This is a genomic window from Streptomyces sp. NPDC031111 (genome assembly GCF_055570675.1).
In genome coordinates this window covers 113,567-126,957 of the sequence record NZ_JBVIGS010000013.1, presented here as the reverse complement: position 1 = coordinate 126,957, position 13,391 = coordinate 113,567, and the positions used below count along the sequence as shown (strand labels likewise).

At 73.5% G+C, this 13,391-nt stretch carries 3 protein-coding genes (1 of these 3 cut by a window edge); all 3 read left to right on the top strand.

Annotated elements, in window-relative coordinates; genetic code table 11:
• The first annotated feature begins 1 nt into the window (after position 1).
• Positions 2–274 carry an acyl carrier protein gene (locus ACZ470_RS25835; RefSeq protein WP_468430865.1) on the top strand — a complete coding sequence of 91 codons (273 nt, stop codon included), beginning with the start codon at positions 2–4 and terminating at the stop codon, positions 272–274.
• A gap of 107 nt (positions 275–381) precedes the next feature.
• The gene (locus ACZ470_RS25830) at positions 382–10,194 is read left to right on the top strand and encodes an amino acid adenylation domain-containing protein (RefSeq protein WP_468430863.1); all 9,813 of its coding nucleotides are present in this window, start codon (positions 382–384) and stop codon (positions 10,192–10,194) included.
• Positions 10,191–13,391: the 5' portion of a non-ribosomal peptide synthase/polyketide synthase gene (locus tag ACZ470_RS25825; protein WP_468430861.1), read on the top strand. Its footprint extends 17,217 nt past the window's final position; 3,201 of the gene's 20,418 nt are visible here — the first part of the coding sequence; its start codon is at positions 10,191–10,193; the stop codon falls past the right edge of the window. The genes ACZ470_RS25830 and ACZ470_RS25825 overlap by 4 nt, the downstream gene beginning before the upstream one ends.

Sequence of the window (13,391 nt, the reverse complement as noted above, 5' to 3'; positions counted from 1 at the left end):
CATGCCCGAGTCCGACCTCGAGACCCCCACCGCCGAGAGCCTCGCCCGCTGGCTCACCGACTGCGTGGCCACCCATCTGGAACGCCCGGTCGACACGATCGACCCCACGGTGCCGCTCTCCAACTACGGGCTCGACTCGCTCTACGCCCTGTCCGTCATCGCCGAGCTGGAAGACCACCTCGACATCTCCGTGGACCCGACGTTCATGTGGGACAACCCCACGATCGACGCGCTGAGCAAGGCCCTCGCCGAGGAACTGGCGCTCAACGACTGACGGTCACGGCCGCCCTCCGCGCCCCACGCACCGCCGCCGCCCCACCGCGCCCGCAGCCCTCCCCCCGCAGTCCACCACCTCCGCAGAATTGAGAGGACCGCACCGCCATGTCCGAAGCCCGTCTGCTCCGTCGACCCGTCTCCGCCGCGCAGTCCGGCATCTGGGTCGCCCAGCACCTGCACGCGGACAGCCCCCTCTACAACTGCGGCGGCTACTACGAGATCGCCGGCCCGGTCGACACCGAGGTCCTCGCCGAGGCGGTACGGCGGGGCGTCGAGGAGACCGAGGCCCTGCGCTCGTACTTCGCCCAGGAGGAGCGGGACACCGACAGCGGCCCGGAGGTCACCCTCCACCAGCTCGTGGAGCCCACCGAGCCCGAACCCCTGCGGTTCCTCGACCTTCGCTCGGCCGCCGACCCGGAGGCCGCCGCCCACCGGTGGATGAACGCGCGCATGGCCAGGCCCTTCGACCTGACCCGCGGCCCCGTGAGCGAACAGGCCCTGCTCACCCTCGCCGACGACCGGCACTGGTACTTCCACGGCTACCACCACGCCGTCCTCGACGGCTTCGGCCAGTCCGTCTACGCCGCCCGCGTCGCGGCGCTCTACTCCGCCCTGCTCACCGGGGACGAGCCCGCGCCCACCGGCTTCGCGACCCTGGACCGGGTCGTCGCCGACGAGGCGGCCTACGCCGGCTCACGACGGCACACCCAGGACCGCGCCCACTGGCGGGAGGTCTTCGCGGACCTGCCCGACCCGGTCTCCCTCGCCGGCCGCGCGTCCACCAGCACCCACAGCGTGCGCCGCCATCTCCACACCCTGCCGGCCCCGCTGGCCCACCGTCTCACCGAGACGGCCGCCCGCCTGGGCGTGCAGTGGCCCGCCCTGGCACTCGCCGGCACCGCCGCCTTCTTCCACCGGATGACGGGCCGCACCGACTTCACCTTCAGCCTGCCGCTCGCGGGACGCACCGGCCGTACGTCCCTGACCACCCCGAGCGCCATGGTCAACGTGCTGCCCCTGCGCGTGACGCTCACCCCGGACACGCCCTTCGCGGACCTGGCCGCCCAGGTGTCCCGGTCCCTCGCCGACGTCATCCGCCACCAGCGCTTCCGCGGCGAGGAACTCATCCACGAACTGGGCCTCTCCGGCGCCGGCCAGGCCCGCCTCGGCCCGACCGTCAACATCATGGCCTTCGCCGGCGAGCCCCTCTTCGGCACCACCCCCGCCGTGGCCCACCCGCTGTCCACCGGCCCCGTCAACGATCTGAAGATCAACTTTTACGGTACGGCCGAATCCCGCGCCGGCATCCGCGTCGAACTGGACGGCCACCACGAGCTGTACGGCGAGGACGAACTCATCGGCCACATGGGCCGGTTGGTCAGGGTCCTGGAGTGGGTGGCCGACCGCGGCGACAAGTCCCCGATCTCCGAGGTGGAGGTGCTGGAGGAGGCCGAGCGGGAGCGGGTGCTGTCGGGCTGGCAGGGGGCCTCGCGCGCGGTGCGTGGGGTGTCGCTGCCGGAGCTGTTCACCGAGCAGGCGGAGCGGTCGCCCGATGCCGTGGCTGTCGAGTGCGGCCAGCAGTCGCTGACCTACGGCGAGTTGGACGCCTGGTCGGGGCGCGTCGCCGGGTGGCTGCGGGCGCAGGGTGTGGAGCGGGGTTCGTTCGTCGCGGTGAAGCTGCCGCGGTCGGTGGAACTCGTCGTGGCGCTGCTGGCCGTCACCAAGGCAGGCGCCGCGTATGTTCCGGTGGACCCGGAGTACCCGGCGGAGCGGGTCGCGCACATCCTCTCCGACGCCTCGCCCGTGCTCGTCATCGATGACACGGCGATGCTGGAGCAGGGCGAAGCTCCGCTGGAGGCCGTCCGTGTCGACCCTCACGACCCGGTGTATGTGATCTATACGTCCGGTTCCACTGGGCGGCCCAAGGGTGTCGTGGTCGAGCACGCGTCGGTGGGGGCGTATCTGGAGCGGGCGCGGGACGTGTATCCCGATGCGTCCGGTACGGCGCTCCTGCACTCGTCGGTCGCCTTCGACCTGACCGTCACCGCGCTGTACACGCCGCTGGTCAGCGGCGGACGCGTGGTGCTGACCGAGCTGGACGAACACGCTGCCGCGTCCGGACAGCCCTCGTTCATGAAGGTCACCCCGTCCCACCTGGGCATGCTCGAAGCACTTCCGGAAGAGACCTCCCCTTCGGGAACCCTGATCACCGGCGGTGAGGCCCTTCTCGGCGAGGCCCTGGCCGCCTGGCGGTCGGCCCACCCGGACGTCACCGTCATCAACGCCTACGGACCCACCGAAGCCACCGTCAACTGCACGGACTTCCGGATCGAGCCCGGCGATGTGGTGGGTTCGGGTCCCGTGCCGATCGGCCGGCCGTTCTGGAACACCCGCGCCTACGTCCTCGACGAGCGCCTGCGCCCGGTCCCGCCCGGCGTCACCGGCGAACTGTATGTCGCCGGCGTCGTCCTCGCCCGCGGCTACCACAACCGTCCGGACCTGACCTCGGAGCGGTTCGTCGCCGATCCCTACGGGCCTTCCGGCGCACGCATGTACCGCACCGGAGACACCGCCCGCTGGACCCACACCGGCCAGCTCGTCTACGCCGGCCGCGTCGACGACCAGGTCAAGGTCCGCGGCTTCCGCATCGAACTCGGCGAGATCCAGGCCGTGCTGATGTCCCACCCGCACGTCACCCAGGCCGCGGTCATCGTCCGCGAGGACCGCCCCGGCGACCAGCGCCTCACCGCGTACATCGTCGGCACCGACACGGACGACGACCTGCACGCGCACGCAGCCGCGCACCTCCCGGCCTACATGGTCCCGTCCGCCTTCATCACCCTCGACGAACTCCCCCTCACCCCCAACGGCAAGCTCGACCGCCGCGCCCTCCCCGCCCCCGAGCAGGACCAGGAAACCGGTGAGGGACGGGCTCCCCGCACTCCCCAGGAGGAAGTGCTCTGCACCCTCTTCGCCGAAGTCCTCGGCGTCGACGGCGTCACCATCGACGACGACTTCTTCCGACTCGGCGGACACTCCCTCCTGGCCACCGCGCTCAGCAGCCGGATCCGCACCGTCCTCGGCGCGGAACTCCCCATCCGCCAGCTCTTCGAGACACCCACCGTCGCCGGTGTCACCGCCGCGCTGGAGCAGGGGTCGGCCCCGGTCCCCGTACAGCGTCCCGGTGTCACGGCCGGGCCGCGGCCCGCCCGCGTCCCCGTCTCCTACGCCCAGCAGCGGCTTCGCTTCCTGAGTCTGCTGGAGGACGGCAGCACCGCCTACAACGCGCCCGGCGCGTTGCGGCTGACCGGCGCCCTGGACCGGGAGGCGCTGCGGCTGGCCCTCGCGGACGTCGTGGCCCGGCACGAGAGCCTGCGGACCGTCTTCGCCGAGGACGAGGGTGGCTTCACCCAGGTGATCCTGGAGCCGTACGAGGTGGCCGTCGGGTTCGACGTCGTCGCCGTGGACGAGGAGCGGCTCGGGGCCCGGCTGGCGGACGCGGCGCGGTACCCCTTCGACCTGGCGACGGAACCGCCCCTGAGGGCCACACTGTTCGAGGTCGGCGACGACGAGCACGTCCTGCTGCTGCTCCTGCACCACATCGCCGGCGACGGCGCGTCGATGCGTCCGCTGGCCCGTGACCTGGCGACGGCGTACGCGGCCCGGGTGCGGGGCGCGGCCCCGGAGTGGGCGCCGCTGCCGGTGCAGTACGCCGACTACAGCCTGTGGCAGCGGGACGTCCTCGGCTCCGAGGACGACCCCGACAGTGAGATCTCCCGCCAACTCGCCTACTGGACCGGCACCCTGGCCGGAATCCCCGACCAGCTGGAGCTGCCGTTCGACCGGCCGCGCAGTGAGGTGGTCACCCAGCGCGGTGGGCAGGTGTCGCTGCGGATCCCGGCCGAACTGCACGAAGCACTGACCGAGTTGGCGCGGACGACGCGCTCCAGTCTGTTCATGGTGTTCCAGGCGGGGCTCGCCGCGTTGCTGACGCGGCTGGGCGCGGGCACCGACATTCCCGTCGGTTCGCCGATCGCGGGCCGTACCGACGCGGCGGTGGAGGAGCTGGTCGGGTTCTTCGCCAACACGCTGGTGCTGCGCACCGACACCTCGGGCGACCCGACGTTCACCGAGCTCGTGGAGCGCGTACGGGCCCGGAGCCTGGAGGCGTACGCGCACCAGGACCTGCCGTTCGAGCGGCTGGTGGAGGCGGTCAACCCGGAGCGCTCGCTGTCCCGGCACCCCCTCTTCCAGGTGTGCCTGACCCTGCACAACACCGACCCGCGCGCCATCGTCGCCGAGGAGGCGCGGCTGCCGGGGCTGGCGGTGGAGCTGGAGCGGCTCCCCATCGAGGACACCAAGTTCGACCTCAACTGGGAGCTGACGGAACGCTTCGACGGCGCGGGCCGGCCCGCCGGGATCACCGGTGACCTGGAGTTCTCCGCCGAGCTGTTCGACCGGAGCACCGCCCGCTCCGTGGCCGACCGCTTCGTGCGCCTCCTGACCGCGATGGCCCGGGGCGCCGACCGGACGATCGGCTCCGTCGACGTCCTGGACCCGGCCGAGCGGACGGCGGTGCTGGACGAGTGGAGCGACGCGGCCCGGCCCGCCGTGGCCGCCGCCCTGGCCGGTGCGTCCCTGCCCGGTACGGCGGACGGCGCCCGCGCGTACGTCCTCGACGACGCCCTGGCTCCGGTGCCGCCCGGGGTCGTGGGCCGGCTGTATGTGACGGGTTCCGGTCCGGGCGGGGAGGCCGCGGAGCAGGAGCGGTGGCTGCCGTGTCCGTTCGGCCGGGCGGGCTGGATGTACCGCACGGGCCGGTCCGCGCGTTGGTCGGCCGACGGTGAGCTGCGGCTCGTCGAGGTGCCCGGGGACGCGGACGCGGGGGCGGCGGAGGTGTGGCCCGCCCGGTCCCGGGGGCCGCGCAGCCCGCGGGAGCAGATCCTGTGCACCGTCTTCGCCGAGCTGCTCGGCGTCGCCTCGGTGGGCATCGACGACAACTTCTTCGACCGCGGCGGCCACTCGCTGTCCGCGGTGCGGCTGCTCAGCCGGATCCGCGCGGTGCTCGGCGTGGAGCTGTCCATCCGCCGGCTCTTCGAGAACCCGACCGTCGCGGGCGTCGTGGAGGCGCTGGACGAGGCCGCGGGTGCCCGCCGGCCGGTCACGGCCGTGGCCCGCCCCGCGCGTGTCCCGCTGTCGTTCGCCCAGCAGCGCCTGTGGTTCCTCAACCACCTGGAGGGGCCGAGCGCCACGTACAACATCCCGGTGGCGCTGCGGTTGAAGGGGGCGCTCGACCGGGCCGCGCTGCGTCAGGCGCTCGCCGATGTCGTCGCCCGGCACGAGTCGCTGCGGACCCTCTTCGCCGAGGACGCGGGCGGGGCGCGGCAGATCGTCCTGCCGGCTGGCCACGCGGCGCCGGAACTGACCGAGGTCGACGTCACCCACGGCGAGTTGGACGACCGGGTGCGGGACGCGGCGTCCCACCCCTTCGACCTCACCAACGAACTCCCCCTGCGGGCCTGGCTGTTCTCCGCGCACGACGGGGAGCGGGTGCTCGTCCTGGTGGTCCACCACATCGCCGGTGACGGCTGGTCCATGGGGCCCCTCGCCCGCGATCTGTCCCTCGCCTACACCGCCCGCGCCCGCGGTGACGCGCCTGCCTGGACGCCGCTGCCCGTCCAGTACGCCGACTACACGCTGTGGCAGCGTGAGGTGCTCGGTTCCGAGGACGACCCGGACAGTGAGATCTCCCGGCAGCTCGCCCACTGGAGGACGGCGCTGGCGGGGCTGCCGGAGGAGCTGGAGCTGCCCGTCGACCGGCCGCGTCCGGCGCGGCAGTCGCACCGCGGCGGCCGGGTGCCCTTCGAGGTGCCGGCCGAGCTGCACGCGCGGCTGGCCGCGTTCGCCCGGGAGACCGGCACCAGCCTGTTCATGGTGACGCAGGCCGCCCTCGCCACCCTGCTCACCCGGCTCGGCGCGGGCACCGACATCCCGATCGGCAGCCCCGTCGCGGGCCGCACCGACGCGGCGCTGGAAGACCTCGTCGGGTTCTTCGTGAACACCCTGGTGCTGCGCACCGACACCTCGGGCGATCCGACGTTCGCCGAGCTGGTCGCCAGGGTCCGGGAGACCAACCTCGGTGCCTACGGGCATCAGGACGTGCCGTTCGAGCGGCTCGTGGAGGTGCTGAGCCCGGCCCGTTCGCTGGCCCGCCACCCGCTCTTCCAGGTGCTGCTCGGCTTCGACAACAACCAGGAGGCCCTGGAGGTCCTGCGGCTGCCGGGCCTCACCGTGGACGTGCGGGCGCCGGAGACCGGACGCGCCAAGTTCGACCTGGCGTTCTTCTTCGACGAGCGCTACGGCCCGAACGGCGAGCCCGAGGGGCTGGGGGCGGCCGTCGAGTACAACGCCGACCTGTTCGACCGCGGCACCGCGCAGGAGTTCGCCGAGCGGCTGCTGCGCGTGCTCGAGGGTGCCGTCGCGGACCCGGGGCAGCCCATCGGCCGGCTGGAGGTGATGGCGCCCGCCGAACGGTGGCGGGTGGTGGAGGAGTGGAACCGCACCGCTCACGACGTGGCCCCGGTGCCGGTGCCGACGCTGTTCGAGCGGCAGGTCGCCGCCGAACCCCGGGCGACGGCGGTGCTCGGCGAGGACGTCACCCTCTCGTACGCCGAGCTGAACGCCCGCGCGAACCGGCTGGCGCGTCTGCTGGCCGCCTCGGGCGTGGGCGCCGAGGACGTCGTGGCGATCGCCCTGCCCCGGTCGGCCGACCTGGTGGTGGCCCTGGTCGCCGCCCTGAAGACGGGTGCCGCCTACCTCACGCTCGACACCTCGGCCCCCGAGCAGCGGCTGCGGGCCGTCCTCGCCGACTGCGGCCCCCGCGTCGTCGTCACCGACGCGGCCACCCGCCCGGTGCTGGGCGACGGCCTCGCCCACGATGTCGTGCTCGACGCCCCGGAGACGGTCCGGGCGCTCGCCGACACCCCGGACGCCGACCTGACCGACGCCGACCGGGTCCGTCCGCTGGACCTGCGGCACCCCGCCTACGTCGTGTACACCTCGGGCTCCACCGGCACCCCCAAGGGTGTGGTGATGCCGATGAGTTCGCTGGTCAACCTGCTCGCCTGGCACACCGGGACGTACTGCGGCGGCGTCGGCACCCGGACGGCCCAGTTCCTCGCGGTCTCCTTCGACTTCGCGGTGCAGGAGATCCTCCAGGCGCTGGTCGTCGGCAAGACCCTGGTGATCCCGGAGGAGCACGTCCGCCGCGACGCCTACGAACTGGCCCGGTGGATCGCCCGGTACAGCGTCAACGAGCTGTTCGCGCCGACCCTGGTGATCGACGCCGTGCTGGCGGCGGCCGCCGACACCGGCGAGCGGCTCGACTCCCTCACCGACCTGTTCCAGGGCGGGGAGCAGTTCCGGCTCAGCCACGAGCTGCGGGAGTTCTGCGCGAGCGGCTGGCGTCGGATGGCCCACAACATCTACGGTCCTGCCGAGACCCACGCGGCCACCACCGCGACCCTCCCGGAGGACATCGACGAGTGGCCCACCGCGGCCTCCATCGGCCAGCCGCTGTGGAACGCCTCGGTGTACGTCCTCGACGCGGGGTTGCGTCCGGTGCCGCCGGGGGTGCGCGGCGAGCTCTACATCGGGGGCGCCCAGCTGGCCCGCGGCTACCTCGGCCGCCCCGACCGGACGGCGGAGCGGTTCGTCGCCTCGCCGTTCGGGCAGCCCGGCCGGCGTCTGTACCGCACCGGCGACATCGTGCGCTGGAACCACTGCGGCGAGCTGGAGTTCCTGGGCCGCGCCGACCACCAGGTCAAGATCGGCGGTTTCCGGGTGGAGCCCGGCGAGGTCGAGGCGGTCCTCGCCGACCACCCGGCCGTCGACACCGCGGTCGTGGTGACCCGCGAGGACACCGGGGGCCCGACGCGGCTCGTGGCGTACGTCGTGCCGGAGGGCCGGGACCACGACGCGGGGCTGGGCCGCACGCTGCGCGCCCACCTCGAACAGCAGCTGCCGCACTACATGGTCCCGTCGTTCGTCGTACTGCTCGACGAACTGCCGCTCACCGCCAACGGCAAGCTCGACCGCCGGGCCCTGCCCGCCCCCGGCACCGACACGGTGGCCGAGGCGCCGCGCACGGAGCGGGAGAAGGTGCTGTGCGGGCTGTTCGCGGACGTTCTGGGGCTGGCCGAGGTCGGCGTCGACGACGGGTTCTTCGACCTCGGCGGCGACAGCATCATGTCGATCCAGCTGGTCAGCCGGGCCCGACGGGCCGGCCTCGAACTGTCCGTGCGCGACATCTTCGAGCACCGGACCGTGGCGGCACTCGCCGAGGTCGTCACCGAGACCGGCGCCATCGTCGCGGAGGAACCCGGCGCCGGCATCGGCGACGTACCACTGACACCGATCAAGCACTGGCTGCTCGCCCGCACCGACGACCTGGACGCGTTCAACATGTCCGCCGTGCTGCGCGTACCCGCCACCCTGGACGCCGACGCGCTCACCGGCGCCGTACAGACCCTGCTGGACCACCACGACGCGCTGCGCGCCCGCCTCACCCCGGCCCCCGGACGGCGGCTGGAGGTGCGGGAACCGGGAAGCGTCGACGCGGGCGCTCTGATCAGGCGGGTGGACGCCTCCGGCGTCGAGGGCGCCGAACTCCTCGCCCTCGTGCGGGAGGCGGGCGCGGACGCCTCGGACCGGCTGCACCTGGCCGACGGGCGGGTCGTGCAGGTCGTGTGGTTCGACCGCGGCCGGGACACCCCCGGGATGCTGCTGCTGGTCATCCACCACCTGGTCGTCGACGGGGTCTCCTGGCGCATCCTCATCCCCGACCTCGCCGAGGCGTACGAGGCGCTCGCCGCCGGCCGGGAACCCGCCCTTCAGCCGGTGGGCACCTCGTTGCGGCGCTGGGCGCAGCGCCTCACCGAGGAGGCCGGCAAGTCCGCCTGGGTCGCCGACGCGGCCTGGTGGCAGGACGTCCTGCGGGCCGCCGGGCCGCCGCCCGGCCGCCGGCCCCTGGACCCGGCGCGGGACGTCCAGGCCACGGCCGGGCGGCTCACCATGACCCTGCCCACCGACGTCACGGAAGCCGTCCTGACCCGTGTTCCGGCCGCCTTCCACGCGGAGGTGAACGACGTCCTGCTCACCGCGTTCGCCCTCGCCTGGGCGCGCTGGCGGCACGGCGGGCCCGGTCTGCTGCTGGACCTGGAGGGCCACGGCCGGGAGGAGCACCTCGTGGAGGGCGCCGACCTGTCCCGCACCGTCGGCTGGTTCACCAACCTGTACCCGGTACGGCTCGACACGGACGGCGTGGATCTCGCGCGGGCGTTCGCGGGCGGCGAGGCGGCCGGTTCCGCGGTCAAACGGATCAAGGAGCAGCTCCGGTCCGTTCCCGACAAGGGCATGGGCTACGGCCTGGTCCGCCATCTCAACCCGGCCACCGCGTCCGGCTTCGACGGCCTCGCCGCCCCGCACGTGGCGTTCAACTACCTCGGCCGTTTCACCGCCGCCGACGGCGAACGGGCCGCCGACTGGACTCCGCTCACCGGCGTAGACGCCGTCGCCGGCGACCCGCCCCAGCTGCCGCTCGCCCACCCGGTGGAGCTCAACTCCCGTACCGAGGACGGCCCGGAGGGCTCCGAGCTGGTCGCGTTCTGGACCTGGGCCGAGGGGATCCTCGACGAGGACGAGGTGCGCGAGCTGGCCGAGCTGTGGTTCCAGGCCCTGCGCGCCCTGGTCACGCACTCCGAGAACCCGCACGCGGGCGGCCTCACCCCCTCCGACGTCTCCCTGTCCTCGATCGGTCAGGACGAGATCGAGGCGTTCGAGGAGGAACTGGACGACCTGTTCGACGACTTCGACGACGAACCGCACGACTTCGAGAAGGAAGAAGAGGCCAGCAAGTGAGTCGCACCGCGCGGAAGATCGAGGACATCCTGCCGCTGGCCCCGCTCCAGGAGGGCCTGCTCTTCCACAGCGTCTACGACGAGGGCGAGCTCGACCCGTACGTCGTGCAGATGTCCTTCGACATCGACGGCGCGCTGGACACCGCCGCCCTGCGCGCCGCCGCCGAGAAGCTGCTGGCCCGGCACGCCAACCTGCGGGTCGCGTTCCGCCAGCGCAAGAACGGCGACTGGGCCCAGCTGGTCATGCGGGAGGTGCCGCTGCCGTGGAACGAGCGGGACCTGACCGGTCTCCCGGAGGACGAGCGCGCCGACGTCGCCGCCGGCCTGATCGCCGCCGAACGCGCCACCCGCTTCGACGTGGCCCGGCCCCCGCTGCTGCGTTTCACCCTGCTGCGGCTCGGCGCCGCCCGGCACCGCCTGGTGCTGACCAACCACCACCTCCTGCTCGACGGCTGGTCCCTGCCCGTCCTCATGGGCGACCTGTTCGCGCTCTACGACGCCTCGGGCGACGACAGCGCCCTGCCCAGGGTCCGCCCCTACCGCGACTACCTCACCTGGCTGGGGAACCAGGACCGGGACGCCGCCCGCACCGCCTGGCGCGACGCGTTCACCGATCTCGTCGAACCCACCCTCGTGGCACCCGGCGCCGGCCGCGCCGCCGTGGCCGGCGCGGAGGTCCGGGCCGAGCTGCCCCGGGAGGAGACGGCGGCGCTCACCGAGCTGGCCCGCGGCCGCGGCCTCACCCTCAGCACCGTGGTGCAGACCGCCTGGGCGATCGCCCTCAGCAAGCACCTGGGACGCGACGACATCGTGTTCGGCACCACCGTCTCGGGCCGCCCGCCGGAGATCGACGGCGTCGAACGCATGGTGGGCCTGTTCATCAACACCCTGCCGTCCCGGGTGCGGCTGCGGGCCGCCGAGCCGCTCGCCGCGCTCGTCGCCCGAGTCCAGCGCGAACAGGCCGCCCTCACCCCGCACCAGCACCTCGGGCTGGCGGAGATCCAGCGCACCGTGGGGCACGGCGAACTCTTCGACACCTCCATGGTGTTCCAGAACTATCCCGTGAACCGCTCCGGCACCGCCGGCACCGGCATCGGCGCGGCCATCAGCCTGGCTCCCGGCAAGAACCGCGAGGCCACCCACTATCCGCTGCTGCTGATCGCGGCCGCCCGCGACAGCATGACGTTCCGGCTCAACCACCGTCCCGACGTCGTCGACGAGGCCACCGCCCAGCGGATCCTGGACCGCTTCGTACGCGTCCTGCGCGCCCTCGTCACCGCCCCGGACCAGCCCGTCGGACTCCTCGACCTGCTCACCGACCCGGAACGCGACCGAGTGCTGCGGGAGTGGAACGACACCGCGCACGACGTCCCGGACGCCACCGTCCTCGACCTGTTCCGCGCCCAGGCGGCCCGCACCCCGGAGGCCCCCGCCGTCACCGGCGCCGGCCGCACCCTCACCTACGCCGAACTCGACGCCCAATCCAGTCGCCTCGCACACCTGCTGGCCGAGCACGGCGCGGCACCCGAGCGGTTCGTCGCCATCGCGCTGCCCCGGAACTGCGACACGGTCGTCGCGCTGCTCGCCGTCCTCAAGACGGGCGCGGCCTACCTGCCCGTCGACCCCGACTACCCGGCGGACCGCATCGCGTTCATGCTCGCGGACACCGAGCCGGCGCTGCTGCTCACCACCCGCGAACTCGCCCCCGGCATCCCCGACTCCGGCGCGCCACGGCTCCTCCTCGACGACCCGGCCCGCACCGAGGATCTCGCCGCCCGGCCCGCCACCGCGCCCGCCGTGCCGATCCTGCCCGGCCTCCCCGCGTACGTGATCTACACCTCGGGCTCCACCGGACGCCCCAAGGGCGTCGTGATCGAGCACCGCTCGCTCGGCGCCTATCTCCAGTGGGCCCGCGACGCCTACCCGGAGATGACCGGCACCTCACTGCTGCACTCGCCGATCTCCTTCGACCTCACCGTCACCGCCCTCTACACCACCCTCGTCTCCGGCGGTCTGGTGCACGTCGCCGACCTCGACGAGCGGGCCGCCGAGGGCCCCGAGGCCACCTTCCTCAAGGGCACCCCGAGTGTGCTCGCCCTGCTGGAGGCGCTGCCCGCCGAGGTCTCCCCCAGCGAGCTGATCATGCTGGGCGGTGAACTCCTCCTCGGCGAGGTCGCCGACCGCTGGCGGGCCCGCCGCCCCGACGCCGGCGTCCTCAATGTGTACGGAGCGACCGAGGCCACCGTCAACAGCGTCCAGTACCGCATCCCCGCGGGCGCGCCCGCCCCGACCGGCCCGGTCCCCGTCGGCCGGCCCTTCTGGAACACCCAGGTGTACGTCCTCGACAGCGGGCTGCGGCCCGTGCCGCCCGGCGTCCCCGGCGAGGCGTACATCGCGGGTACGGGTCTCGCCCGAGGTTACTGGCGCCGCGCGGCCCTCACCTCCGAGCGGTTCGTCGCCAACCCCTACGGCCCGCCCGGCTCCCGCATGTACCGGACGGGCGACGTCCTGCGCTGGAACCACGACGGCCAGCTGGAGTTCGTCGGCCGCGGCGACGGCCAGGTCAAACTGCGCGGCTACCGCATCGAGCTGGGCGAGATCGAGGCCGTGCTGGCAGGCCACGAGGATGTCACCCAGGCCGCCGTCCTGCTCCGCGAGGACCAGCCCGGCGACAAGCGGCTCGTCGCCTACGCGGCGACCGCGGGCGCCCCCGTGACCGCCGACGCCCTGCGCGCCCTCGCCACGGACCGGCTCCCCGACTACATGGTGCCTTCGGCGTTCGTGACCCTGGACGCATTCCCGCTCACCCCCAACGGCAAGCTGGACCGACGCGCCCTGCCCGCCCCCGACTACGGGCCGCAGGCCGGCGGCGGCAGGGCACCGCGCTCCCCCCGCGAGGACATTCTCTGCACCCTCTTCGCGGAGGTCCTCGGCGTCGGCTCGGTCACCATCGACGACGACTTCTTCGCCCTGGGCGGCCACTCCCTGCTCGCCACCAAACTGGTCAGCCGCATCCGTACGGCACTGGGTGCGGAGCTGGCCATCCGGCAGCTCTTCGAGACCCCCACCGTCGCCGGCCTCTCCGGCGCCCTCGACACCGGCAACGGCGCCGCCCGCACCCCGATCACCGCCGTGCGCCCGCGCCCCGACCGGCTCCCCCTGTCCCACGCCCAGCGCCGACTGTGGTTCCTGCACCGC